Consider the following 24,394-nt stretch of genomic DNA (forward strand, 5'->3'; position numbering starts at 1 on the left):
ACCACCTTTCCCGCCATCCGTTCCTCGCTTCTTCCGGCTCGCTCCCCGTGTGTCCCCTGAAACGTGAGGAACGGATGGCTGCTTCACGAACGAATGGATGAACTGTGCTGAGTGTGCAGGGGCTTGAGCTGCGCGTGGGGGCGCGATTGCTGATGGAGGACGTCAGCTTCCGCGTGGCCGCAGGCGACAAGATCGGGCTCGTCGGGCGCAACGGCGCCGGGAAGACGACCCTGACCAAAGTGCTCGCCGGCGATCTGCTGCCGACCGCCGGCTCAGTCGACCGCAGCGGCGAGCTGGGCTACCTGCCGCAGGACCCGCGCTCGGGGAACCTGGACGACCTCGCCCGCACGCGCATCCTGGACGCCCGCGGGCTCGGCTCCATCGTGCTCGGGATGCAGCAGGCGACGCTCGACATGGCGAGCGACGACGCGGCGGTGTTCGCGGCCGCGATGAAGACGTACGGTCGGCTGGAGGAGCGCTTCCACATGCTCGGCGGCTACGCGGCGGAGGCGGAGGCAGCCTCCATCGCGAGCAACCTCAACCTGCCCGACCGCATCCTGGATCAGCCGCTGAAGACGCTGTCGGGCGGTCAGCGGCGGCGCATCGAGCTGGCGCGCATCCTGTTCTCCGATGCCCGCACGATGATCCTCGATGAGCCGACCAACCACCTCGACGCCGACTCCATCGTCTGGCTGCGGGAGTTCCTGAAGGGTTACTCCGGCGGGTTCATCGTGATCTCGCACGATGTGGATCTGGTGGGGGAGACTGTCAACCGCGTCTTCTACCTGGACGCGAACCGGCAGGTCATCGACATCTACAATATGGGCTGGAAGAACTATCAGCGCCAGCGCGCGGCCGACGAGGAACGCCGCAAGAAGGAGCGCGCGAACGCGGAGAAGAAGGCGGGCGCCCTCCAGTCGCAGGCCGCCAGGTTCGGTGCGAAGGCCACGAAGGCCGCCGCCGCGCACCAGATGGTCGCGCGGGCCGAGAAGCTGCTCGCCGGGCTCGATGAGGTCCGCCAGGCGGACCGGGTGGCGAAACTGCGTTTCCCAACCCCGGCCCCGTGCGGTAAGACACCCCTGCAAGCCAGCGATCTGTCGAAGAGCTACGGCTCGCTGGAGATCTTCACTGCCGTGGACCTCGCGATCGACCGCGGTTCGAAGGTTGTGGTGCTCGGCCTCAACGGCGCGGGGAAGACAACCCTGCTCCGGATGCTCGCCGGCGTCGACAAGCCCGACACCGGCGCGATCGAGCCCGGCCACGGGCTCCGCATCGGCTATTATGCCCAGGAGCACGAGACCATCGACGTCGAGCGCAGTGTGCTTCAGAACATGGTGTCGTCCTCACCGGCGCTCACCGAGACCGAAGCGCGGAAGGTACTCGGATCGTTTCTCTTCACCGGAGCCGACGCGCACAAACAGGCCGGGGTGCTCTCGGGTGGGGAGAAGACCCGCCTCGCCCTGGCGATGATCGTGGTTTCGGGGGCGAACGTCCTGCTGCTGGACGAACCGACCAACAACCTCGACCCAGCTAGCCGTGACGAGATCCTGGATGCGCTCGCCCACTACGAGGGCGCGGTGATCCTGGTCAGCCATGACGAGGGGGCGGTGGAGGCGCTGAACCCGGAGCGGGTGCTGATCCTGCCGGACGGCGTCGAGGACCACTGGAACAGGGACTACCTGGAGCTCATTTCCCTGGCATAGCCGCCGGATGGCTTCTACGGTGCTGCGTCCAGCAGCTCGTCCTCGGCCTCCGCGTCGCTGTGCCTCGCGCGCCGCTTCCGCTCGCGTTCGGCCGCCCGGGCCTGTTCCGCCGGGTCGTGCTCGTTGCGTTTGCGGTACTCGGTGCGCAGCGCGTACCCCAGGCCGAAGAATCCGATCAGGGCGAAGATGATCCACTGGATCATGTACGACCAGTGCAGACCTTCGTCGCGGGTCGGCGGGGCGGTGACTGTCGGGGTCGGTGAGCCGGTGGGCTGTGGGCGCTGTGAGTCGAGGAGGCCGTAAGCCCCGGTGTAGACATCCGCGTCGCCGAGCTTCTGCCGGACGACCGAGAGCTGGATGGTGCCGACCTGCATTCCGGCTGCGGTTCGTCCGGGGATGGCGGGCTCGCTGGCTTTGAGACGTGCGACGACGGTCACCGTTCCCGATGGCGCGGCGGGCACCCGGTCGGGGTCGTCGGTGCTGGAGCCGGTCGGGACCCAGCCACGGTCTACGATGAACAGCGCGCCGTCGGCGGTGCGCAGCGGCGTGAGCACTTCGAAACCGGGGTTGCCCTTGAACGGGCGATTGCGGACCAGGAGTTCCTTGTCCTTCTCGTAGACGCCCGTCACCGTGACCCGCGTCCATTCCTGCCGGGGGGAGTAGGCGTCGAGGGAGGGCAGCGCGTCCGTGAGAGAGACGGGCTCTGAGCCGAAGTTCGCCGCGATGAGCGCATTCGCCGCCGCGGCCTCCTTGCTGCGTGCGAGCTGCCAGGTGGAGAGGAAACCGCAAGCGATCGCGAAGAGGACGGCGAACGCGATGTAGCCAAGCCAGCGCCGCGAGAACGCGAACCGCCAGCCGGACTGGTCCGCGGCCTCCCGGGTCACGCACCGCTCCTCTCGGGGCCCCCACCGGCGGTGAGCGCGACGACGGTGAGCGGGAAGCCGCGCGTCGCCAGGAACTCCCGCAGGAAGCCGATGTGCTCGGCGCACGCCAGCCACACTTTCACCCGGTCAGCGGTGTGGATCCTCGGATTCCGCCACTCGATCCGCCAGGACGCTCGTTCGCCGCAGCTGGCGCGCGAACAGGTCAGCGGTTCCGGTTCGTCCCGTCCGATCACCGGTCCTCCCGCCGTTCGCCGCGCGGCCCCGTGGGCGACGGCGCCACAGGCAGGATAGCGCCGGGCCGCTGCACTTCTCCCTTGCGCGGGTCCGCCGACACATTCGCGAGCACGACCGCGAAGTACGGCAGGAAGATCGCGCCGAGGATGGGCGCGGCGGCCCACCAGCCCGGCGCGAGGATGGCGGCGAACACGCAGACAATGCGGACCCCCATAGCCACCGTATACTTGATCATCCGGTGCTTTCGTTCCTCGTCTGGCGCGACGGGGAGGTTCGTGAGGGCGGGGCGTGTCGGCTTCATGGGCGTTCACTCCAGCGTACGTCCATTCGCCGGCAGAGGCCCGCCCCGGGCCAATTTTCATCGAAAGGACCCGCATCCATGACCATCCCACGCACCGTCCTCGTCACCGGCGGCAACCGCGGCATCGGATACGCCATCGCGGAGGAGTTCGTCGCGCAGGGGCACCGCGTCGCGGTCACCGCTCGCTCGGGCGAAGGCCCCGCCGGTTCGCTGACAGTGCGCGCCGATGTGACGGATAGCGCGGCCGTGGACGTCGCGTTCGCCGAGGTCGAGGAAAAGCTCGGCCCGGTGGAGGTCATCGTCGCGAACGCGGGGATCACCCGCGACACCCTCCTCCTGCGGATGTCGGACCAGGATTTCGACAGCGTAGTCGACACCAACCTCGGCGGCGCGTTCCGGGTGGTGAAGCGCGCCTCCAAGGGGATGCTGAAGGCCCGCTGGGGCCGCGTGGTGCTGATCTCCAGCGTGGTCGGCCTGTACGGCTCCGCCGGTCAGGTGAACTACGCCGCCAGCAAGGCGGGCCTCGTCGGCATGGCCCGCTCGCTAACGCGCGAGCTCGGCGCCCGCGGGATCACCGCCAATGTCGTCGCCCCCGGCTTCATCGAGACCGATATGACCGCCGAGCTGCCCGAGGAGCAGCAGGCTGAGTACAAGCGGAACATCCCGGCCGGCCGGTTCGCCTCGCCACAGGAGGTCGCTCGCGTGGTGACCTGGATCGCCGGAGACGACGCGGCTTATGTGTCCGGCACGGTCATCCCCGTGGACGGCGGCCTGGGCATGGGACACTAGCCGCTGCCGTCCCCCTGCTCCCGCTTCCGGAAGAGGGAGGAGATTCTGGGGTGGCGGGGCGGAGCTCTCCTCCGTTTCCGGCGAGGGGGCGACGGGGCGCGAGGGGACCGGGTCAGCCGCGGAGGCCGAGGAGGGGGAGGACCTGGGCGAGGTCCTGACGCTGGATGACGAGGTCGGCCTCGGCGCGGACGCGGGGTTTGGCGTTGAAAGCGACGCCGAGCCCGGCTTCGGCCATCATACGGAGGTCGTTGGCACCGTCGCCGATCGCGATGGTCTGTCGGAGGGGAACGCCGGCGTCCGCGGCCCAGTGCCGCAGGGCTCGGGCCTTGGCCTCAGCGTCCACCACCGGCCCCTCGACCTCGCCGGTGAGGACACCGCCGGTGACGCGGAGGCGGTTGGCCCGCCAGTGGTCGAGGCCCAGGCGTTCCCCGAGGGGGTCGAGCACCTCGTGGAACCCACCGGAGACGACGGTCACCCGGCCCCCGGCAGCCCGGACGCCCGCGATGAGTTCGGGGACGCCGTCCGTCACCCGGAGGCGCTCGCCCACCCGCTCGAAGACCTCGACCGGAAGGCCGGCCAGCGTGTACACGCGCTCGCGCAGGGTCTCCTCGAAGTCGAGTTCGCCCCGCATGGCGCGCTCGGTGATCTCGGCCACCTCGTTCCGCGCTCCGGCCTCCTCGGCCAGAAGCTCGATCACCTCATCGTGGAAGAGGGTCGAGTCCGCGTCGAGGACGACGAGGAAGCGGGCGTGCCGGTGGTGGATGGTGCTCTTCTCGCTCACCAGATGCTCTTTCCTGTCAGGGAACGACATGCACTCCCTTTCCGACGACGGTGATTCCGGACTCGGTGACGGTGAAGCCGCGCGCACGGTCCCTGTCGGGGTCCACGCCGATACTTGCTCCCGCCGCCACGACGACGTCCTTGTCCAGGATGGCACGTCCGACGAACGCATTCGGCTCGATGAGGGCGCGCTCGAACACGACCGAGTCGATGACTTTGGCCCCGGAGTCAACGGTGGCCCACGGGCCGAGCACACTGCGCTCGAGGTGCGCGCCGGAGATGACCGACCCGAGCGAGACGATGGAGTCGATGGTCGTGCCGAGCGCGCCGCGTCCGTCGCGCACGATTTTGGCGGGCGGGGAGTTGAGAACCTGGCTGAAGATCGGCCACTGGCGGTTGTACAGGTTGAACACCGGGAGCGCGGAGATGAGGTCCTGGTGCGCTTCGAAGAACGAGTCGATCGTCCCGACATCCCGCCAGTAGTAGCGGTCGCGGTCGGTGGAGCCGGGCACCTCGTTGTTCGTGAAGTCGTAGACGCCGGCCTCGCCGCGGGCCACGAAGTCCGGGATGATGTCGCCGCCCATGTCGTGATTCGAGTCGGGGCGGTCGGCGTCGCGCCGGACGGCCGCGATGAGCGCGTCGGCGGTGAAAACGTAGTTGCCCATGGAAGCGAGCACCTCGCCGGGGGACTCCGGGAGGGCGACCGGGTCGGACGGCTTCTCGCGGAAGGCGGCGATGCGCTCCGGGCTGGCCGGGTCCACCTCGATGACCCCGAACTGGTCGGCGAGGGAGACCGGCTGGCGGATGGCGGCGACGGTGACGCTGGAGCCGGAGTCGAGGTGAGACCGTATCATCTGGCCGAAGTCCATCCGGTAGACGTGGTCGGCTCCGACCACGACGACAATGTCCGGCTTCTCGTCGCGAAGCAGGTTGATGCTCTGCAGGATGGCGTCGGCCGACCCGGAGAACCAGCGCTTTCCGAGGCGCTGCTGGGCGGGGACGGAGGCGATGTAGGAGTTCAGCATCCCGTCTGGTCGCCAGGTCTGCGAGATATGGCGGTCGAGGCTGTGCGATTTGTACTGGGTGAGGACGACGATCTGGCGCAGCTGCGAGTTGATGAGGTTCGAGAGGGCGAAGTCGATCAGGCGGTACTGCCCGCCGAAGGGAACCGCCGGTTTCGCCCGGTCTGTGGTGAGCGGCATCAGCCGCTTGCCTTCGCCACCGGCGAGGACGATTCCGAAGATCTTCTTACCTGCTCCCATTCCACCACAGTAGAGGCATCCCCAGGGCTGTACTAGCGTTCTCGCATGCGCGTCGATCTTCTCACCCGTGAGTACCCGCCTGCTGTCTACGGTGGCGGGGGGGGGGGGGGGGGCATGTGACCGAGCTCGTCCGGGCTCTCCGGACCGGAACCGAGGTGTTCGTGCGGTGCTTCGGAGAGCCTCGCGAGGAGCCCGGCGCCGTCGCCTACCGGGCGTCGGGGGAGCTCGCCGGCGCGAATGGAGCGATCGCCTCTCTGGGGGTGGATCTGCAGATGGCGCAGGACTGCGGCGGCGCCGACATCGTCCACTCGCACACCTGGTACGCCAACGCGGGCGGCCACCTCGCGAAGCTGCTGCACGACGTTCCGCACGTCGTCACCGCGCACAGCCTGGAGACGCTCCGGCCGTGGAAGGCTGAGCAGCTCGGCGGTGGCTACGCCGTCTCCGGCTGGATCGAGAAGACCGCGTTTGAGGCGGCCGACACGGTCATCGCCGTGAGTGACGGGATGCGGCGCGACATCCTCGCGTCCTATCCGGCGCTCGACCCGTCGAAGGTGACTGTCGTCTACAACGGCATCGACCTCGAACGCTGGCAGCCGCTGGACGACGGCGAGAAGGCACGGGCGCTCGGGATTGACCCCGAGCGTCCCGCGGTGATCTTCGTCGGCCGCATCACGCGCCAGAAGGGCTTGCCGTATCTGCTCCGCGCTGCCAGGACGCTCCCGGAGGACGTGCAGCTCGTCCTGTGCGCCGGGGCTCCGGACACGCCGGAGATCCTCGCGGAGGTGAGCGGGCTCGTCGGCCAGCTGCAGGAGGAGCGGGACGGTGTGGTCTGGATCGATCGGCTGCTCCCGAACGATGAGCTGTGAGCGACGCTCACGGCGTCCACCGTCTTCGTCTGCCCGTCGGTCTACGAGCCGCTCGGGATCGTGAACCTGGAGGCGATGGCGTGTGGCCTCCCGGTCGTCGGGACCGCCACGGGCGGTATCCCCGAGGTGATCGTGGACGGTGTCACCGGCAGGCTGGTGCCGATCGACCAAAAGCAGGACGGCAGCGGCACGCCGCTCGATCCCGAGGCGTTCGTCCGCGATCTCGCCGCAGCGCTGACCGAGGTCGTCGGCGACCGAGAGCGTGCGGCGCGAATGGGGGCGGCCGGCCGGGCGCGGGCGCAGGCGGAGTTCAGCTGGACCGCCATCGCAGAGCAGACCCGGCTCGTCTACCGCTCGCTGGTCTGAGCGCGACCGGGACGGCGACTAGGCTAGAAGTCATGGCCAACAGCGTTCTCCGACTCCATAATGTGTCCGTGACCAGGGAGGGCGCCGCTGTCCTTGACGGAGTGGAGTGGAACGTCGAGCCGGATGAGCGCTGGGTGGTCCTCGGCCCGAACGGCGCCGGCAAGACGACGCTCCTTCAGATCGCCGCCGCAGCCCTGCAACCCTCCGCGGGCGCGGCCGAGGTGCTGGGCGAGCGACTCGGGGGCAGCGCTCTCGCCGAGTTGCGCCCGCTGCTCGGGTTCGCGTCGAGCGCCCTGGCCCGTCGCATACCGCGGGGCGAGAAGGTGGTGGATGTCGTGATGACCGCCGCCTATGCGGTCACCGGCCGCTGGAACGAGCAGTACGAGGACATCGACGAACGCCGCGCCCGCCGCGTGCTCGGTGAGTGGAACCTGGAGCAGCTGGCGGACCGCGCCTTCGGCAGCCTGAGCGACGGCGAGCAGAAGCGCGTGCAGATCGCGCGCGCAGTGATGACCGATCCCGAGATGCTCCTGCTCGACGAGCCCGCCGCGAGCCTCGACCTCGGTGGCCGCGAAGAGCTGCTTCGGCTGCTCGGCGGCTACGCCAGCGATCCCGCATCGCCCGCGATCGTGATGGTCACCCATCACGTCGAGGAGATCCCGCTCGGCTTCAACCGTGCGCTGCTGCTCAAAGACGGCAGGATCGCCGCGCAGGGCCCGCTGGAGAAGGTCCTCACGAGCGAGTCGCTGAGCGCGGCGTTCGATGTCGACATCGAACTGACCGAGACCGATGGCCGTTACGTGGCCCGGGCGCGTCCGGTCTCCCCGGATTGACCGATCTGCTAAACTTATCAGCTGGCACCCTGCCTCCCGGGCTGTCGTGGGCCCACCGCTTTCCGTCCTCGCGCATCGAGCGTGGACACGACCGATCACTACGCAACAAGGAAGTCCTCATGAAGACTGGCATCCACCCCGACTACGCCCCCGTGGTTTTCCGCGACCTGGCCTCGGGCGCGACCTTCCTCACCCGTTCGACCGTTTCCAGCCAGAAGACGATCGAGTGGGAGGACGGCAGCACATACCCGGTCATCGACGTCGAGATCTCCTCCGAGTCGCACCCGTTCTACACCGGTAAGCAGCGCATCCTCGACTCCGCTGGCCGGGTCGAGAAATTCAACACCCGCTACAAGAACTTCGGCAAATAAGCGACCGCGAGGCCCCTGTCCACGTGAACTGGTTCCCGATTGCCGGGCTGGCCAGGTGAGATCGTAGTGGGGCTGGGCGGCAAGGGCCTGAGTCCGGTGTGCAACCGGGCCCAGGCCCTTGAGCGTTGAGCGGTTCCTGCCGGTGCTGAACCAGGAAGGTGTGCTGGTGGTGGAATCCCTGATCGGGGTGGTCAGTTCAAACCGGGGGTCTTTTCGCGGAGCGGAGCGGGCTCAGCGGATGTGATAGCTCGCCGCAGCGATCCCGGCCGCGACGATCGCGATGACGATGAGCAGCACCACGAGCGCGAACTCGGCGAAACCGATGACGATCGCGGCGATCGCCAGTCCACGGCCCTGCTCACCAGTGCGCTTGATCTGCGAGAGCGCCACAAACCCGAGGATGACGCCGATGGCGCTCGTGAAGAACGCGAGCACGAAGGCCACAATCGAGATGGGGTTGTAGCCGGGAGCCGGGGGCGTGTAGCCGTATTGCGGTGGCTGGACCTGAGGGGTCAGCGGATCGCTCATAGAATTCAGGCTACCTCTCGTTCCGATTCAGGGTAAGGTCCCTGCGAGACGCTCCTGTTCAGCCAGCTGGAGGGAGCGAACCGGAAGAGGCGGAGCTCGCGTCAAGACACTCACCCGTCCTGGAGCGCGAGGCGTCCCCGAGACGAGCTGAATCGGCCGATCGGCGGCGCTCAGAGCAGCGGCCAGTCTCCCGACGCAGTGAACTCCGGATCGCGCACTCGGCGCATGTACTCCTGAAAATCCGCCACCTGCTCCCGGCACCAACCGATCTGTCTCCGGTGCAGCTCGGCCGCGTCGATCGCCAGATGCTCGGTGTGCCGGCGTGCGAGCGCCTGTGCCAGGCGACCGGCCGCGATGGCGTCCGCTCCCGCGTCGTGGGCGTCAGTGAGGACGATGCCGTAGTGGTCCGCGGTGACAGTGAGGGTGCGCTTGCCGGGCCGGAACTTGTCGACGGCGCGGTCGATGACCAGCGGGTCGATGATGGGGCCGGGGGAGTGGAGCGGCTCGATTCCGTGACGCCGTGCCTCGCGGTCGAGGAGACTGAAATCGTAGGGTGCGTTGTAGGCGACGACGGGGACGCTGCGGGCGAAGAGCCGGCGCAGCTGATCCACGATCCCCGCGATCCCGCGAGCGGCGTCCATCCCCTTCTCACGCGCCAGCTCGGTGCTGATGCCGTGGACTGCGGAGGCTTCGGCGGGGATCTCCACACCGGGGTCGAGCAGCCAGGAGCGGCCGTGGACGATCTCGCCGTGCTCGTCGAGCAGGCCGATGTGCGCCGTGACCACGCGGGCGGTCTCCACGTCGACGCCCGTGGTCTCCAGATCGAACACACCGAGTTCGTGGTGCCAGCTCATGAGCCGATGCTACGGGGTAGAGCGGGCGCCGTCCGCGCGCCACACCGGGCTCCGGCGGCGTTTAATCGCGGCGCGGTTCGATGTGCAGCCAGTAGAAGCTCTGGGTGCCGAGGGTCAGGGTGAAGCGGCCGTCCTCGGCGACGGTCGGGAACTCTGCGCCGCCGAACAGATCGTACAGTGTCCGACCGGCGAACTCCGGCGCTTCGAGGGTGACGGAGACCGGATTGTGCGCGAACGAGAACACGCACAGCACATCCTCCGGCTGGTCGCCGAAGTGGCTGCCGCTGCCCTCGTACGTCCGCACGAAGGCCAGCACCGACTCGTGGTTGGTCGGCAGCACACGCATGTCGCCCAGACCGAACACGGGATGCGCTTTCCGCACATGGATGACGTTGCGCACCCAGTGCAGCAGCGAGCGCGACTGCGCGAGCTGCGCCTCCACATTCACCTGGTTGTAGTGATAGACGAGCGACTGGACGACCGGGAGGAAGAGTTTGCCCGGGTCGGCGCTGGAGAAACCGGCGTTGCGGTCGGGGGTCCACTGCATCGGCGTGCGCGAGCTGTCGCGATCGGGCAGCCAGATGTTGTCGCCCATCCCGATCTCGTCGCCGTAGTAGAGAAACGGGCTGCCGGCGAGGGAGAAGAGGAGGGCGTGGGCGAGTTCGAGTTCGGCGCGCGAGTTGTCCAGGAGCGGCGCGAGCCGCCGGCGGATGCCGATGTTGGCGCGCATGCGCGGGTCGTAGGCATACCAGCCGTACATGGCCTGGCGGTACTCCTCGCTTACCATTTCCAGCGTCAGCTCGTCGTGGTTGCGCAGGAACACGCCCCAGGCGTACCCATCGGGCACGTCCGTGGTCTCGGAGAGCACGTGGATGAGCTCGGAGGCCTGTTGCGAGCGGAGCGCGTAGAAGATACGCGGCATCACCGGGAAGTCGAAGGCCATGTGACACTCCGGCTCCTCCTCGCTGCCGAAGAAGGCAGCGACTTCGCGCGGCCACTGGTTGGCCTCGGCGACCATCATCCGGCCCGGGTACTCCCGATCGACCACCTCGCGGAGCCTCTTGATGAACTCGTGCGTGGGCGGCTCGCCCTCGCCGTTGCCCTCGTCCGACTCGTAGAGGTAGGGGATAGCGTCGAGCCGGAAGCCGTCGACGCCGAGGTCGAGCCAGAACCGGACGATGTCGAACATTGCGTCGTGTACGGCGGGGTTCTCGAAGTTGAGGTCCGGCTGGTGCGAGAAGAACCGGTGAAAGTAGTACTGGCGACGCGCCTCGTCGAAGGCCCAGTTGGAGTCCTCGGTGTCCACGAAGATGATGCGGATGTCCGGGTACTTGTCGTCGGTCTCGTTCCAGACATAGAAATCGCCGAAGGGCCCTTCCGGGTTGGACCGCGATTGCTGGAACCACTCGTGCTGGTCGGAGGTGTGGTTCATCGGCAGGTCGATGATGATCCGCATGTTGCGCTCGTGCGCCTTGGTGACCAGGTCGCGGAACTCGTCGATGGTTCCGAACTCGGGCAGGATCGCGCGGAAGTCGCTCACGTCGTAGCCGCCGTCGCGCAGGGGGGACTGGAAGAACGGCGGGAGCCAGAGCGCGTCGATGCCGAGCCACTGCAGGTAGTCGAGTTTGGAGGTCAGACCCGCGAGATCGCCGGAGCCGTCGCCGTTGCTGTCGACGAAGGAGCGGACCATCACCTCGTAGAAGACGGATCGGCGATACCACTGCGGGTCGAGGGTGAGCCCGGGAAGCGTGATCGGTGCGGTGAAACTCACGGTTCTCCTTCCGACGCTGAGGCGCCCGGTGCGAGTGACTACACCCAGAGAAGTCTAGGTGTACCCGGCGCCCACCTGTTCACTCCTGCCTAGAATGGACCCGATGACCCCTTCGACCACAGACGCAGCTTCACCCTACGCCGCAGCGCTCGCTGCGATGCCCGTCCGCCGCAAAGAGGTTCCGCTGCTCGGCGGGCTCACACGGTACTGGGACTACGGGGCCCCGGACGCCCGCACCACCCTCGTGCTCGTCCACGGCTTCCGCGGTGATCATCACGGCCTGGAGCCCGTCGTCGCCCAGCTGCACGGGATGCGCCTCCTCTCGCCGGACCTGCCCGGTTTCGGGGAATCGACTCCGCTCACGGAGGCGGCCCACGACATCGCGGGATACGGTCGCTGGCTGCGCGCGTTCCTCGCAGAGCTCGACCTGGACGGGCGCGTTGTGCTGCTCGGCCACTCGTTCGGCTCGATTGTCGTCGCGGGGACGCTGGCGGAGCCGGGAGGCTGGCGACCGGACGCCGTGGTGCTGGTCAACCCGATCGGCCAGCCGGCGCTGCGCGGTCCGCGCGGCATCCTGATGCGGCTCGCGATCGTCTACTACGGGCTCGCGGCGGCGCTGCCCGAACGGTTCGGTTTCGCGCTGCTGCGGAACCGGCTCATCGTGCGGGCGATGAGCGTCGCGATGGCCAAGACCAAGGACAAAGCATTGCGGCGCTGGGTCCACGGGCAGCACGACCGCCACTTCTCGGCCTTCGGCGACCGACGTGTGGTGCTGGAAGCGTTCACCGCATCGGTCTCGCACGATGTGAGCGAGTACGCGGCGCGCATCCCGGAGCCTACACTGCTGGTGGCGGCGGTCGACGACGACATTACGCCCATTGAGGCCGAGCGGCGGCTGCAGACGCTGTTTCCGGACGCCCGGCTGGTGGAGATCGCGGACGTGGGCCACCTCATCCACTACGAGAAGCCGGTCGAGGCGGCGAGGGCGATTGGGGCCTTCCTCGCCGAGAGGAACGGCCCGGCCGAGGGGAAGCGCCTCCCGTGAGAGTCCTCTTCGATTGCCGCTACACGCGCATTGGCCGGCACGACGGCATCAGCCGGTTCACGGCGGGGCTCGTGACCGCTCTCGCGAAGCGGTGCCCCGTCACGATGCTCATCAGCGATCACCGGCAGTTGGAGATGCTGCCCGAACTGTCGTGGGAGCTCATCGGCCCGCCGACCGGCCTGGGCGAGCCGTGGGTGGCGCGCCGTGTCAACAAGCTGAAGCCCGATGTGGTTTTCACGCCGATGCAGACGATGGGCGGATTCGGACGGCGATACCGGCTGGTGCTGACCGTTCACGATCTGATCTACTATCGGCACCCCGCCCCACCGCGCGATCTGCCCGGGTTCGTCCGGGTGCTGTGGCGTCTCTACCACCTGTCGTGGTGGCCGCAGCGGATGCTGCTGAACCGGGCGGACGCGGTGGTCACGGTTTCGGAGACCACCAGGGAGCTGATGGCCGAGCATCGGCTGACGAAGCGACCGGTCTCCGTCGTCACCAACGCGGCCGAGATGCCCGCGCTTCCCGGAGCGCGAGCCCTCCGCACAGCGCCGGAGACGAAGCGGCTCGTCTACATGGGTTCCTTCATGCCGTACAAGAACGTCGACACCCTCGTCCGTGCGGCGGCGCTGCTGCCCGACTACGAACTGCACCTCATGAGCAGGGTCACCGGGGCCGAGGTCTCGCGGCTGAGCGCCCTCGCGCCGGGTACGCGGCTGGTGTTCCACGACGGGGCGAGCGATGAGGAGTACGCGGAGACGCTGGCGAGCGCGACCGCGCTGGTGACGGCGTCTCGCGATGAGGGCTTCGGCATCCCGCTGGTGGAGTCGATGACGCTCGGGACGCCGGTCGTCGTCAGCGACATCCCGATCTTCCGCGAGATTGGGGGGGAGGCGGCCTTGTACTTCTCTCCCGACTCGCCCGAGGAGCTGGCCGAACGCGTGCGGCACGTCGAGGAGCCCGGCGTGTGGGCTTCGCGCTCGGCGGCGGCGCGGCAGAATGCGTCGCGGTTCACTTGGGAGGCGTCGGCCGAGCGTCTGCTGACCGCGCTGACCGCGACGTCCGCCCGCGGGAAGCGGTAGGACGAGGCGCAGGCCGCGACCGCGGCGAGGCCAGCCGGGAGCCGTTGCGGGGGCTGGGCGCTGCCGGTGCGGATGACCTGGCCGGGAACAGAACCGGGCAGCGCCGGTCTCACCTCACCGACGCTGTGAGCAGATCGCGGTCTTCCGGGCCGAGGTTGAAGCGATCGAGGGTCAGCGTCCCGTCCTCGTACACGAAGCGATGCACCGAACCGTTCGGGATGAACTCACCCGGGGCGGGGGCGGCATGGTCGGTGAGGTGGTGGGCCAGTGAGCCGATGACGCCGCCGTGGCTGACCAACACGACGCGCTAGGTGTGATGTCCAGGGAGGTTGTTGTCGATTCTGCTAATGGGTGGGGCTCTGATGGCGGAGTGGTGCTGGTGATGATTGTAGAAGTGGGGCCAGCCGGGGAGTGCTTCTCGTCGTTCGGCCTCTGAACCATAGAACTGGGCGTAGGCCCAGCCGTCGGCGAGTGTGCGGTGGAAGCGTTCGATCTTCCCGTTGGTCTGTGGTCGGTATGGTCGGGTCTTCTTCGCCCTGATCCCGAGCTCTGTGCAGGCGTCTCGCCAGGCGTAGGACTTGTAGGCGGAGCCGTTGTCCGAGAGGACGAGTTCGACGCTGACATCCCGGTCGGCGAACCAGGCGACAGCACGCCGCAGGACACCGATCGCGGTGTCCGCCTTCTCGTCGGAGCAGATCTCGGCGTAGGCGACGCGGGAGTGGTCGTCGATGATCGTGTAGACGAACACGGTGCCCAACCGTGGCTCGTAGCGGTGGTTCCTGCTCTTCGTGCGGGTGGCGGTCGCTTCCCGGTTGCGTTCGCCCTGGACGCGGCCGACGAATCGTCAGCCGCCGCCGTCGGGGATGTTGCCGAACTTCGTCACGTCGACATGGATCAGCGATCCAGGGTGGTCGTGCTCGTAGCGACGGATCGGCTCGCCCGTGACCCGATCAATGGTGCAGAGCCGGTTGATGCGGCAGCACACCAGGACGGCGTGGACGGTCGAGGCGGGAAGGCCAAGCTCGCCGGCGATCTGCACCGGCCCCAGGCGTCGTCGCCACCTCGCCCGCACGATCCGCTTGAGCACGGGCAACGGCGTCCGCGTTGGCATCGATCGTGGGCGGCTAGACCGGTCGGTCATCCCTCCCGTGCCTTCGGCGCGGAACCTCGCCGCCCATTTCCGCGCGGTAACGGGCGAGACCATAAACATCTTCGCTGCGACGGAGACCAGCCAATGGTCCTCGACGATGAGCCTGGCAAGGCGCAGACGAGCGCGCGGTGTGAGAGCAGCGTTAACGTGGGACACGAAGGCCTCCTGGATCGTGAAGCGGTTGAACTGAACAGCTCCACTTCACAACCGGAGGCCCTCGCCCCTCAACTCCTCACGACCGTATCGCCGAAACAACCCCCCTGGACATCACACCTAGGGCGGGTGCCGTTCGCCGAGCTGGAGCAGCGCCGGCAGCGCCCGCGCCACGACCTCCTCGCGGGTTTCCTGGCCCGGCACCGGTGTGTCCCCGGGCCAGCGTTCGAGGGCCTGCTCCCCAGTGAGGCTCTCGGCCTCGCCGTAGTTGCGTTCGACGACGGCGGGGAGCGGCAGCGGGTCGCCGAGGCCGAGATGCCCGGCGATGATCCGTCCGGTTTCGTAGGCGCGGCTGAGTGGGCTCGCGTACAGGGCGTCGAAGCGACCGGCGGCGAGGGCGCGTCCCGTGGCATCGGCCTGGACGCGGCTGGTCTCGTTGAGCGGGATGTCGCTCGCGCCCTGGATACGCTTAGCGAGGTTCCAATCGGTCTGACCGTGCCGGACAAGGGAGATGAGCGTCACGCGCGTCCTTTCGTTTGAGGACGGGTCGGGCGCCCGCCGAGCGAAGGCTAAACGAGTCGGCGGGAGAGTTCGGTCAGCGTCTCTGTGGTCCCCGCGTTCAGCTTAACGGTCGCGCGCGCATCCCCCTTCGTCTGGCCGCGGTTGACGATGACGATCGGGAGCCGTCTGCGCCGTGCCTCCTCCAGGAGCCGGACGCCGGAGTTGACCACTAGAGACGAGCCCGCGATGACGAGAGCGTCGGCCGAGCGGACGAGGGCGCTCGCCTCCCGGTACGTCTCGGCGGGGATGAACTCGCCGAAGAAGACCACATCGGGTTTCAGCCGCTCGCCGCAGACCGTGCAGTCCGGGATGACGAACGCGTCGATGTCTGTCACGATCGCGTCGCCATCGGGTGCGAACTCGACCGCGCCTTCGGCGTCCAGCCACGGGTTCGCCGCGTCGATGCCCGCGGTGATCGCTTCGCGCGCGAACAGCTGGCCGCAGACGAGGCAGAGGACCCGGTCCACTGAGCCGTGCAGATCGACGACGCGCCGGCTGCCCGCCTTCTTGTGCAGTCCGTCCACATTCTGCGTCACGACTCCGGCGGCCGCGCCGGCGTCCTCGAGCGCCGCGAGGGCGCGGTGCCCGTCGTTGGGGCGAGCGGCGGAGAAACGGCGGTAGCCGAGGTGGCTTCCGGCCCAGTAGCGCTTGCGATGGCGATCCTCGGCGAGGAACTGCTGGAATGTCATCGGGGTGCGCTTCGGCGCTCCCTCGCCGCGGTAGTCGGGGATGCCGGAGTCGGTCGAGACACCGGCGCCGGTCAGCACAGCGAACCGGCGGCCGCTCAGCACCTCCACCGTCTGGTCGAGGCCCCGCGCGAGTTCGGCCGACAGTGCGCTGCCCGATGGCTCTGTGCTCACAGAAACCTCCTGGATGTCTCCCGAGTTTAACCGGCGCAGTTTTCGGATTTGTTTCCGCGTCCTGGCAATCTGGACGGGTGCAGATCCACCGTGTGACCGACCTCGACGCCGACGGCTTGGCCGACTACTCCCGCCTGACCGATGTCGCCCTCCGCCGGGTCAGCGAGCCCGAGGGCGGTCTCTACATCGCCGAATCGACGAAGGTCATCACCCGTGCCCTGGCCGCCGGCCACCGCCCGCGCTCGGTTCTGCTGCAGGAGCAGTGGCTGCCCGATGTGGAGCCGCTGCTCGCGCCGTTTCCGGAGGCGCCGGTCTTCGTGGGCGAGGCGGCGGCGTTGCAGAGGCTCACCGGCTACCACCTCCACCGCGGTGCGCTGGCGGCCATGCACCGTCCGGCCTTGCCGGCCCCGGTAGACCTGCTGAGGGAAGCGCGGCGGATCGTGGTGCTGGAGGATATCGTCGATCATACGAACGTTGGGGCGATCTTCCGCAGTGTCGCGGGGCTCGGAGCCGATGCTGTGCTCGTCAGCCCGCGCTGCGCCGATCCGCTCTATCGGCGGAGTGTGCGGGTCAGCATGGGCACGGTGCTGCAGGTTCCGTGGACGCGCATCCCCGAATGGGACGAAGCGGCGCCGCTCCTGCGCGACGCCGGTTTCGAGATCGCGGCGCTGGCGCTGGCGGACGAGGCCGTCGCACTGGACGAGTACGCAGTGGCCCCTCCCGAGCGGGTGGCGATGGTGCTGGGCTCTGAGGGCGACGGGTTGAGCCGGAGAGAGCTGGCCGCGGCGGACCGCGTTGTCGCCATCCCGATGCTGCACGGGGTGGATTCGCTCAATGTGGCCTCGGCCAGCGCGGTGGCGCTGTGGGCGCTGCGGGTGCGTTCTCAGGGTCGCGGTGCCGACTGCCCCTAGAATGACCAGAATGTCTCCGCAAGTCCCCGTCGATCCATCGCGCCGCTCGAACCGCCGGCAGATCTACCGCCGCCGGCGGATCGCGGTGTTCGGCGGCGGGGGTGCTCTGTTGTCCGTGCTCCTGTATGTGTTCGGCTCTCTGATCGCCCCGGTGCCGGCGACGGCCGCAGCGGTTGAGCCCCAGAAGACGCTCACGAAGCCCGCGGCGCAGCTGGTGTGGCCGGGGTACGGGTCGGCGGTGATCGCCGCGCCAGATTATCCCGGGGCGACCGCATTCGACGGCAGCGACGCGAGCCTGCCGATCGCGAGCGTCACCAAGGCGATCACGGCGCTGGTCGTGCTCGATAAGAAACCGCTCAGCGGCAGCGAGCAGGGGCCGGAGATCTCTTTCACGCAGAAGGACGTCGACATCTGGAACCAGGTCGTCGGTGAGGGCGGCTCCTGGGCGCCGGTCAAGGCGGGGACCTCGATGACGGAGAAAGAGGCCCTCACCGCGATGCTTCTGCCGTCAGCCAACAACTATGCGATCTCGCTCGCGAACTGGGCGTTCGGTTCGACCGGGGCGTATGTCTCGGCGGCCAACGACTGGCTCGGGAAGAAGGGCTTCTCCGGCACGAAAATCACCAGCCCAGACGGGCTGGACCCGGGCAATGTCAGCACCACGAAAGATCTCATCGGCATCGGGAAGCTCGTCCTCGATTCGCCCGCGCTGTCCTCGATCGTCTCGAAGAAGACCGCGACGCTGCCGGGCGCGGGCGACCAGGACAACACGAATTCGCTGCTGGGCGTCGAGGGCGTCGACGGTATCAAGACCGGCAATACGGACGAGGCGGGGTTCTGCCTGCTGTTCTCGGCGGAGGTGCCGGTCGGCAAGGCCAAGGTGCGCGTCGTCGGCGCGGTGCTCGGCGCGGATAGCCGCGACACCCTGTGGGCGAATGTCAAGGAACTGCTGCAGAGCATGCGGAACGGTTTCCACGAGGTGGAGGCGGTGAAGGCCGGACAGGTGTTCGGTTCGTACGACACTCCGTGGGGGTCGAGCTCCGACTTGGTCGCGACGGCGGGGAAGACGTTCGTCGTCTGGTCGGACACGCCGCTCCGGGTCCACCTGGAGACACGGGCGCTGCGGTCCGGGGCCCGGGGTGATCTCCTCGGCCGGGTGACGTTCACGCTCGGCGGCAAGAGCGAGACCGTCGAACTCGCGCTGGCGAGGGATGTGCCCGGTCCCGGCTTCGGGTGGCGGCTCGCCCACCCCGGCGGGTTCGGTGTATGAGGGGACAGCGCCCGGGCGACAGTGAGGACAGGATGATAGCCACACCGGACAGCCACGATCGGATTCGCGTCCACGGCGCGCGGGCGAACAACCTGAAAGACGTGAGCGTTGAGCTCCCGAAGCGCCGGCTCACAGTCTTCACCGGTGTCTCCGGATCCGGCAAGAGTTCGCTCGTGTTCGGCACGATCGCCGCCGAGTCGCAGCGGCTCATCAACGAGACGTACAGCTCTTTCCTCCAGGGCTTCATGCCCTCCCTCGCGCGCCCCGATGTGGACGTGCTGGAAGGGCTCACCACGGCCATCCTGGTCGACCAGGAGCGGATGGGCGCGAACTCGCGCTCGACCGTCGGGACCGTGACGGACGCGAATGCGATTCTGCGCATCCTGTTCAGCCGGCTCGGATCGCCGCAGGCGTTCTCGTTCAACGTCCCGACGGTGACGGGCAGGGGCGCCATCACGATCGAGCGCGCCGGAGCGGCCGGCAAGCCCGGCAAGACGGTCGAGCGGCGCACGTTCAGCCAGACGGGCGGCATGTGCCCGCGCTGCGAGGGGATGGGTTCGGTCACCGACATCGACCTGACCCAGATCTACGACGAGACCAAGTCTCTCGCCCAGGGCGCGATCACGGTGCCCGGGTACACTTCGGCGGGCTGGTCGGTGCGGATGTTCAGCGAGTCCGGGTTCCTCGACCCCGAGAAGCGGATCGCCGATTACAGCGAGGGGGAGCGGGCGGACTTCCTGTACAAGGAGCCGGTCAAAGTCAAGATCAGCGGTATCAACATGACCTATGAGGGTCTGGTGCCGCGCGTGCAGAAGTCGATGCTGTCGAAGGACCCCGAGGCGATGCAGCCGCACATCCGCGCCTTCGTGGAGCGGGCCGTCACTTACACCGCCTGCCCGGACTGCGGCGGGACGCGGCTCAACGAAGGCGCGCGCTCGTCCAGGGTCGCCGGGATCAGCATCGCCGACGCCTGTGCCATGCAGATCAGCGACCTGGCGCAGTGGGCGCGGGATCTCGACGAGGAGAGTGTGGCTCCGCTGCTTGCGAATCTGCGCGGAACGCTGGACGCGTTCGTGGAGATCGGACTCGGCTATCTCTCCCTCGATCGGCCTTCGGGTACGCTCTCCGGCGGGGAGGCCCAGCGCGCGAAGATGATCCGCCACCTGGGGTCGTCGCTCACGGATGTCACCTACGTCTTCGATGAGCCGACGATCGGGTTGCACCCGCACGACATCCAGCGCATGAACGCCCTGCTGCGGCAGCTGCGTGACAAGGGCAACACGGTGCTCGTCGTGGAGCACAAACCGGAGGCGATCGCGATCGCCGACCATATCGTGGACATCGGCCCGGGTGCGGGAACAGCCGGGGGCACTGTCGTCTTCGAAGGGACGGTCGACGGGCTGCGCGCGAGCGGTACGCTCACCGGCCGGCACCTGGACGATCGGGCCCGGGTGAAGGAGACGGTGCGGAAACCGGCAGGGACGCTTCCGGTGCGCGGCGCCGCATCGCACAACCTGAAGGACGTGGACGTCGACATCCCGCTCGGTGTTCTCGTGGTGGTCACCGGTGTCGCGGGTTCTGGCAAGAGCTCGCTCATCCAGGGCTCGGTCGCTCCGCGCGAGGGCGTGGTATCCATCGACCAGGCCGGCATCAAGGGATCGCGTCGGAGCAATCCGGCGACCTACACCGGACTGCTGGAACCGATCCGGAAAGCGTTCGCGAAAGAGAACGGTGTGAAGCCCGCGCTGTTCTCGGCGAACTCGGAGGGCGCTTGCCCGAACTGCAACGGCGCCGGTGTCGTCTACACGGATCTCGGCGTCATGGCGGGCGTCTCCACCGTCTGCGAGGTCTGCGAGGGCAAGCGCTTCGAGCAGTCGTTGCTCGACTACCGACTCGGGGGCAAGGACATCAGCGAGGTGCTCGGGATGTCGGTGCATGACGCCGAGCGGTTCTTCGGAGACGGGGAGGCCCGGCTTCCGGACGCGCACGCCATCCTGGACAGGCTGGTGGATGTCGGCCTCGGCTACCTCACCATCGGTCAGCCCCTCACCACCCTGTCGGGAGGGGAGCGGCAGCGGCTGAAGCTGGCAACGCACATGGCGGAGAAGGGCGGCGCGTACGTCCTGGACGAGCCGACGACCGGGCTGCACCTGGCGGATGTCGAGCAGCTGCTCGGCCTACTCGATCGGTTGGTCGAGTCCGGCAAGTCGGTGATCGTGATCGAGCACCACCAGGCTGTGATGGCCCATGCCGACTGGATCATCGATCTCGGCCCGGGGGCGGGGCACGACGGCGGCCGCATCGTGTTCGAAGGGACGCCCGCGCAGCTGGTCGCGGCGCGCTCGACGCTGACCGGCGAGCATCTAGCCGCGTACATCGGGGCGTAGGGCTTCCGCCTCCCGTTCCCCGAAAGTCTCTCCCCCTACGCCTGGCGGGGAGTTCTCGGTGGTGTCATCGCGACTCTCGGGGCGGCTTGAGAAAACGGAGTCTAGAGTGCGATAAGGGCGTTCTTCGCCGGTGGTGTTGGCGTACTCGGCATATTCGTCTTCACCCTCTACCGCTGGATACCAGCAACCGCCAGGTGAAGACCTGTTGGCTTGGGCATCGCCATGTAGCCTTTGGGTATGTTTGGAAATATAACGATCTTCACAGCAATCTCACTTGTGCTTCTCGCCTGCGCAATCGCATGGCTGGTGATCTGGTTTCTTCCAGCACGTCGCCGACGCCAGCATGAACAGCGCGAGAATTCCTCGTCGACGAATACTCCTTGACCGCTTTCTGAGAACTCTCACATATTGAGGTCGAGGCCCCCAAGCCGGGTGCCCGATACAAAGGAGTTCACGTGAAGTTCACATCGAAGCTGATGTTCACTGCCGTACCGATCCTCGTGCTCTTCAGCATCGCCGCCGCGGGGCCAGCCCAGGCGGTCAGCTCCGAGTCTCCGAGTCCAACTGATCTGAACCAAATCCGTACCACAATGGCATCGGTCGGAATCGATTCCAACACGCAGGACTCTTTGATCGCCAAGCTGCAGGCGCATCAGCCGCTTGACTCAATGACGGGCGCGCAGCAGATTCGCACCTTCACCGAGGATCTCGTCTCCTCGATGCGGACCTACAAGGTGTTCCAGGACGGGTCTCGCAGTTGGATCGACCTTGAAAAGTCGTCACCCTCAGGTGGAGTCGCAGCACGTTCTGCGATGACCAACTGCTCGACTTCCGGCGCTTGGAAGGTCAACTGTTGAATCGACATCAGCGATCTGGTCAGTTCGGCATGGTTCGTCATCGACTACAAGGCGGCCGCGCCATCGCAGGTTCGTGACTTCCGGGGAAAAGGATGTCAGATTCTGGGCGGTTCCTGTAACGTCAACGGCCAGATTGGCCGCGCAACCCAGAGCAGCGCGGGACCAGCCTGGGCCTACCTGAACTACAACGTGACCACCTGGACCTGGATCGGCGCAAGCGGCCAGTTCGGAATCCGAGTGCCCAATGGCAACGTCACAACGTACTAACCCCGGCTCCGAGGGGTGGGACCGGTCGCCTCGGTCCTGCCCCTCGTCGCTTTGCACCCTGCTTCACATGTTGGCCAGTGGATGATGGCGTGCAGCCCGAGCATCTCGCGGCGCATCTCCAATACGGGGTCGAGCCACATTCCGGCAACGCGAAGCAGCTCTACCACTGGAAACCAGCAACCGCCGGGTGAGGACTTATCGGCACAGAGTCCCGTTTGCGACAGACTCGACGAATGCGATGGAAGAGAGCCAAGCCCGACTACCAGCCTGAGACCGCGGACTTGTGGGCGCTTGCCTCGAGCGAATTGAAGTACACGACAAGCTTGAAGCAGAGCGCCTACTCGTGGCCGTGAGCAGCCGGCGCGCTGCTTGGGCTCGCGGCTGTAGTAGCCGCCGCAGGCATCGTCCTCCTGGGTGTGCTCGAAGCAATCAACTTGCCTATCGCTGCTGCAGCTGTGTTAATCGCAGCACTCCTCTGTGCTTGCGTTCTCGGGGCACTGGCCTGGTGGCGCGCTGACGACGCGCTTACCCGACGGATGCTTCGCGTGACTCGCGGAGCCAGGGCAACGATCTCGGTCATCGCGTTTGTCGCTGTCATGCTCCTGCTTGCCTTCGGCGTCGGCGCCATCATGTTCGTCCCCCACACACGAATAAACCTGATAGTCCTCGTGCTACTCGCTCTCCTATCCGTACCCCTCGCTGTGGTGATGATCCTGACCGCTCCACCTCTCATCGTTGTTCGCTCCTGGGACGAGCCCATGTGGCTACGCATGATCGCCGTCTTCGCATTCTGCGCCGCAATTTTTGAGGGATCCGTCGCCGCAGTACTACTCATATCCAGCGCGTCCCTCGTAACCGCACTCCCGATTCTGCTAGCGTCGGGCGCACTCATCCTCAATGTGCTCCTGCTTGCCCTCCCAACGTGCAGCCGCTCTGGAAAACACACTCAGCACCGCAATTATCGCCACCCGAACACCTCAGCCAGAGTCGGAACAGTACACAGCGCTCTTTCGTTTGTGCGCCACCCTACGACGCCTGGAAAAGGGCGGACGATTCATCCCCACGCCACGCCCGCTGTCCGAGCCCCTCCGAGCCGTGCTGATCTACGCCATCCAGTCCACAGTCCCCATCGGAAGAGACCTCCTCTCGCCCGCGCAAGAACTGCAACTTCATCGACTTCTCAAACCCGAAACCGCCGCAGCGAGCCTGCCCTCGTTCCTCGAGCGGCTCCACAGCCAACTCCTCGATGGACGCACACCACGACCGGAAAGAGAAACGGGGCACGCCCTCAAAAAGCGCCGTACCGTACTCTGAGCTCCGTTTTCTCAAGCGGCCCCAATCTCCTCCCTTTCCCGGCATCCTGACTCTTTCGTTCCCGGGGCTGCTCCGTTTTCGTCGCTGGTGGGGGGCGAAGGGGCTGATCCCCCTCTCCGTTTGCGACGGCAGGGGAGCGGTGCGGAGACAACAGCTATCGGTCGAGCCGGTAAGGCCCGACGTCGGGCCGCTTCGGGAGCGCATGGTCACCGGAGGACTGGTGCCGGATGCGGCGGATGACCCACGGAACGAGGTACTCGCGCGCCCATGAGAGGTCCTCAGAGCGCGCCTGCCGCCAGGTGTACGGGGGCAGGGGCTCGGGCTCGAGCGGTTGCAGCCCGTTCGGCACGTTGAGGGCAGCCAGCACCATTCGGGCGACGGTGTGGTGACCGAGCGGGGCGAGGTGGAGGCGGTCGGCGGCCCACATCCGCTGATCCTGGATCTCGGTCAGCGACCACTGATCCGCGACGATGCAGTCGTGCTTCGCGGCGATGGCGCGGACGTTCTCGTTGTAGATGGCGACTTTGCCCCGGATGCCGCGGAACACGGGCGAGAATCCGACATCCACACCGGTGAACACGACGATCGTGGCGCCGTCTGCGCTGAGCTGGGAGACGGCCTCGTCGAACAGTGCGGCGATCTGGTCGGGATCGGTGCCGGGGCGGATCACATCGTTGCCCCCGGCGGAGAGGGTGATGAGATCCGGCCGGAGGGCCAGAGCGGGTTCGATCTGGTCGGCCAGGATCTGCTTGATGAGCTTGCCGCGGACGGCCAGGTTCGCGTAGGCGAAGTCGTCGGTCTGGCTGCTCAGCACCTCGGCGACGCGATCGGCCCAGCCCCGGTGGCCGCCCGGGCTGCCCGGCTCCGGATCGCCGATGCCCTCCGTGAAGGAATCGCCGAGTGCGACGTAGCGGGACCAAGGGTGCTGAGCTTCGACCATGCCTCCATTTTCGCATAGCGAGAGGATGTCGGACCGACCCGGTAGATTGGATTCA

At 67.3% G+C, this 24,394-nt stretch carries 22 protein-coding genes and 2 pseudogenes; 11 read left to right on the forward strand and 13 right to left on the reverse strand.

What is annotated here, in order from left to right:
* Nucleotides 1–104: 104 nt before the first annotated feature.
* Nucleotides 105–1,703 (forward strand): ABC-F family ATP-binding cassette domain-containing protein, encoded by a 1,599-nt coding sequence (locus tag LXX_RS05790; RefSeq protein ID WP_011186014.1) that lies wholly within the window; start codon nt 105–107, stop codon nt 1,701–1,703.
* A gap of 14 nt (nt 1,704–1,717) precedes the next feature.
* On the opposite strand, the gene LXX_RS05795 is transcribed toward LXX_RS05790, so the two are convergent.
* From LXX_RS05795 to LXX_RS05805, 3 genes are read right to left on the reverse strand one after another with little or no spacing between them, the layout of a single operon-like run.
* Entirely contained in the window at nt 1,718–2,587 is an 870-nt protein-coding gene (locus LXX_RS05795) for an SURF1 family cytochrome oxidase biogenesis protein (protein ID WP_011186015.1), read from the reverse strand.
* Nucleotides 2,584–2,820 (reverse strand): hypothetical protein, encoded by a 237-nt coding sequence (locus LXX_RS05800; protein ID WP_041767501.1) that lies wholly within the window; start codon nt 2,818–2,820, stop codon nt 2,584–2,586. The genes LXX_RS05795 and LXX_RS05800 overlap by 4 nt, the downstream gene beginning before the upstream one ends.
* On the reverse strand, nt 2,817–3,122 hold the full coding sequence (locus tag LXX_RS05805; protein ID WP_011186017.1) for a DUF3099 domain-containing protein: 306 nt from the start codon (nt 3,120–3,122) through the stop codon (nt 2,817–2,819). Before LXX_RS05805 ends, LXX_RS05800 begins: the two co-directional genes overlap by 4 nt.
* A 78-nt stretch (nt 3,123–3,200) precedes the next feature.
* On the opposite strand from LXX_RS05805, the gene LXX_RS05810 reads away from it, so the two are divergent.
* Nucleotides 3,201–3,911 carry a beta-ketoacyl-ACP reductase gene (locus tag LXX_RS05810; protein WP_011186018.1) on the forward strand — a complete coding sequence of 237 codons (711 nt, stop codon included), beginning with the start codon at nt 3,201–3,203 and terminating at the stop codon, nt 3,909–3,911.
* A gap of 112 nt (nt 3,912–4,023) precedes the next feature.
* Here the strand turns inward: LXX_RS05810 and serB are convergent, their stop codons facing one another.
* Together serB and LXX_RS05820 are read right to left on the reverse strand one after the other, a co-directional pair.
* Nucleotides 4,024–4,722 carry a phosphoserine phosphatase SerB gene (gene serB / locus LXX_RS05815; RefSeq protein WP_011186019.1) on the reverse strand — a complete coding sequence of 233 codons (699 nt, stop codon included), beginning with the start codon at nt 4,720–4,722 and terminating at the stop codon, nt 4,024–4,026.
* Nucleotides 4,709–5,953 carry a glucose-1-phosphate adenylyltransferase gene (locus tag LXX_RS05820; protein ID WP_011186020.1) on the reverse strand — a complete coding sequence of 415 codons (1,245 nt, stop codon included), beginning with the start codon at nt 5,951–5,953 and terminating at the stop codon, nt 4,709–4,711. The genes serB and LXX_RS05820 overlap by 14 nt, the downstream gene beginning before the upstream one ends.
* A gap of 45 nt (nt 5,954–5,998) precedes the next feature.
* Here LXX_RS05820 and glgA point away from each other — a divergent pair.
* From glgA to LXX_RS05835, 3 genes and pseudogenes are all read left to right on the forward strand, one after another.
* Nucleotides 5,999–7,188 (forward strand): annotated as a pseudogene (glgA, locus tag LXX_RS05825) (glycogen synthase).
* A gap of 32 nt (nt 7,189–7,220) precedes the next feature.
* A complete protein-coding gene (locus LXX_RS05830) occupies nt 7,221–8,021 on the forward strand; it encodes an ABC transporter ATP-binding protein (protein ID WP_011186021.1) in 801 nt (266 codons plus the stop codon).
* A gap of 119 nt (nt 8,022–8,140) precedes the next feature.
* Nucleotides 8,141–8,392: a type B 50S ribosomal protein L31 gene (locus tag LXX_RS05835; RefSeq protein ID WP_011186022.1), complete on the forward strand. Its 252-nt coding sequence runs from the start codon at nt 8,141–8,143 to the stop codon at nt 8,390–8,392.
* Nucleotides 8,393–8,623: 231 nt separating this feature from the next.
* Here LXX_RS05835 and LXX_RS05840 read toward each other — a convergent pair whose 3' ends face one another.
* The 3 genes from LXX_RS05840 to treS form a co-directional block, all read right to left on the reverse strand.
* Entirely contained in the window at nt 8,624–8,920 is a 297-nt protein-coding gene (locus LXX_RS05840) for a DUF4190 domain-containing protein (RefSeq protein WP_011186023.1), read from the reverse strand.
* Between the two features lie 170 nt (nt 8,921–9,090).
* Entirely contained in the window at nt 9,091–9,774 is a 684-nt protein-coding gene (locus LXX_RS05845) for a 3'-5' exonuclease (protein ID WP_011186024.1), read from the reverse strand.
* A gap of 61 nt (nt 9,775–9,835) precedes the next feature.
* A complete protein-coding gene (gene treS, locus LXX_RS05850; RefSeq protein WP_011186025.1) occupies nt 9,836–11,545 on the reverse strand; it encodes a maltose alpha-D-glucosyltransferase in 1,710 nt (569 codons plus the stop codon).
* A 103-nt stretch (nt 11,546–11,648) separates the two neighbouring features.
* On the opposite strand from treS, the gene LXX_RS05855 reads away from it, so the two are divergent.
* Together LXX_RS05855 and LXX_RS05860 are read left to right on the forward strand one after the other, a co-directional pair.
* On the forward strand, nt 11,649–12,590 hold the full coding sequence (locus LXX_RS05855) for an alpha/beta fold hydrolase (RefSeq protein ID WP_041767503.1): 942 nt from the start codon (nt 11,649–11,651) through the stop codon (nt 12,588–12,590).
* Nucleotides 12,587–13,669 (forward strand): glycosyltransferase family 4 protein, encoded by a 1,083-nt coding sequence (locus tag LXX_RS05860; protein WP_011186027.1) that lies wholly within the window; start codon nt 12,587–12,589, stop codon nt 13,667–13,669. The genes LXX_RS05855 and LXX_RS05860 overlap by 4 nt, the downstream gene beginning before the upstream one ends.
* 109 nt (nt 13,670–13,778) lie before the next feature.
* On the opposite strand, the gene LXX_RS05865 is transcribed toward LXX_RS05860, so the two are convergent.
* The 4 genes and pseudogenes from LXX_RS05865 to LXX_RS05880 form a co-directional block, all read right to left on the reverse strand.
* Nucleotides 13,779–13,967, reverse strand: a complete 189-nt coding sequence (locus tag LXX_RS05865) for a histidine phosphatase family protein (RefSeq protein WP_041767504.1) — start codon at nt 13,965–13,967, stop codon at nt 13,779–13,781.
* A 9-nt stretch (nt 13,968–13,976) separates the two neighbouring features.
* Nucleotides 13,977–14,975: pseudogene (locus LXX_RS05870) on the reverse strand (IS481-like element ISLxx4 family transposase).
* Nucleotides 14,976–15,092: 117 nt separating this feature from the next.
* Entirely contained in the window at nt 15,093–15,494 is a 402-nt protein-coding gene (locus LXX_RS05875) for a histidine phosphatase family protein (protein ID WP_011186028.1), read from the reverse strand.
* A gap of 47 nt (nt 15,495–15,541) precedes the next feature.
* The gene (locus tag LXX_RS05880; protein ID WP_011186029.1) at nt 15,542–16,393 is read right to left on the reverse strand and encodes a Sir2 family NAD-dependent protein deacetylase; all 852 of its coding nucleotides are present in this window, start codon (nt 16,391–16,393) and stop codon (nt 15,542–15,544) included.
* A 77-nt stretch (nt 16,394–16,470) separates the two neighbouring features.
* Here LXX_RS05880 and LXX_RS05885 point away from each other — a divergent pair, with 77 nt between their 5' ends.
* From LXX_RS05885 to LXX_RS05900, 4 genes are all read left to right on the forward strand, one after another.
* A complete protein-coding gene (locus tag LXX_RS05885) occupies nt 16,471–17,304 on the forward strand; it encodes a TrmH family RNA methyltransferase (protein ID WP_011186030.1) in 834 nt (277 codons plus the stop codon).
* 10 nt (nt 17,305–17,314) lie between these two features.
* Nucleotides 17,315–18,574: a D-alanyl-D-alanine carboxypeptidase family protein gene (locus LXX_RS05890; RefSeq protein ID WP_223227735.1), complete on the forward strand. Its 1,260-nt coding sequence runs from the start codon at nt 17,315–17,317 to the stop codon at nt 18,572–18,574.
* A gap of 32 nt (nt 18,575–18,606) precedes the next feature.
* A complete protein-coding gene (locus LXX_RS05895) occupies nt 18,607–20,961 on the forward strand; it encodes an ATP-binding cassette domain-containing protein (RefSeq protein WP_041767506.1) in 2,355 nt (784 codons plus the stop codon).
* Nucleotides 20,962–21,416: 455 nt separating this feature from the next.
* The gene (locus tag LXX_RS05900; protein WP_041767507.1) at nt 21,417–21,818 is read left to right on the forward strand and encodes a hypothetical protein; all 402 of its coding nucleotides are present in this window, start codon (nt 21,417–21,419) and stop codon (nt 21,816–21,818) included.
* Between the two features lie 1,735 nt (nt 21,819–23,553).
* Here LXX_RS05900 and LXX_RS05910 read toward each other — a convergent pair.
* A complete protein-coding gene (locus tag LXX_RS05910; RefSeq protein ID WP_011186034.1) occupies nt 23,554–24,339 on the reverse strand; it encodes an SGNH/GDSL hydrolase family protein in 786 nt (261 codons plus the stop codon).
* Between the last annotated feature and the right edge of the window lie 55 nt (nt 24,340–24,394).

It is taken from the genome of Leifsonia xyli subsp. xyli str. CTCB07, from assembly GCF_000007665.1.
Taxonomy (GTDB): domain Bacteria; phylum Actinomycetota; class Actinomycetes; order Actinomycetales; family Microbacteriaceae; genus Leifsonia; species Leifsonia xyli_C.

What these genes read in the sequence shown, in the direction of transcription:
- LXX_RS05805 (WP_011186017.1), bottom strand. Translation starts at nt 3,122, where the DNA reads ATGAAGCCGACACGCCCCGCCCTCACGAACCTCCCCGTCGCGCCAGAC.
- LXX_RS05810 (WP_011186018.1), top strand. Translation starts at nt 3,201, where the DNA reads ATGACCATCCCACGCACCGTCCTCGTCACCGGCGGCAACCGCGGCATC.
- serB (WP_011186019.1), bottom strand. Translation starts at nt 4,722, where the DNA reads ATGTCGTTCCCTGACAGGAAAGAGCATCTGGTGAGCGAGAAGAGCACC.
- LXX_RS05820 (WP_011186020.1), bottom strand. Translation starts at nt 5,953, where the DNA reads ATGGGAGCAGGTAAGAAGATCTTCGGAATCGTCCTCGCCGGTGGCGAA.
- LXX_RS05830 (WP_011186021.1), top strand. Translation starts at nt 7,221, where the DNA reads ATGGCCAACAGCGTTCTCCGACTCCATAATGTGTCCGTGACCAGGGAG.
- LXX_RS05835 (WP_011186022.1), top strand. Translation starts at nt 8,141, where the DNA reads ATGAAGACTGGCATCCACCCCGACTACGCCCCCGTGGTTTTCCGCGAC.
- LXX_RS05840 (WP_011186023.1), bottom strand. Translation starts at nt 8,920, where the DNA reads ATGAGCGATCCGCTGACCCCTCAGGTCCAGCCACCGCAATACGGCTAC.
- LXX_RS05845 (WP_011186024.1), bottom strand. Translation starts at nt 9,774, where the DNA reads ATGAGCTGGCACCACGAACTCGGTGTGTTCGATCTGGAGACCACGGGC.
- LXX_RS05855 (WP_041767503.1), top strand. Translation starts at nt 11,649, where the DNA reads ATGACCCCTTCGACCACAGACGCAGCTTCACCCTACGCCGCAGCGCTC.
- LXX_RS05890 (WP_223227735.1), top strand. Translation starts at nt 17,315, where the DNA reads ATGTCTCCGCAAGTCCCCGTCGATCCATCGCGCCGCTCGAACCGCCGG.
- LXX_RS05895 (WP_041767506.1), top strand. Translation starts at nt 18,607, where the DNA reads ATGATAGCCACACCGGACAGCCACGATCGGATTCGCGTCCACGGCGCG.
- LXX_RS05910 (WP_011186034.1), bottom strand. Translation starts at nt 24,339, where the DNA reads ATGGTCGAAGCTCAGCACCCTTGGTCCCGCTACGTCGCACTCGGCGAT.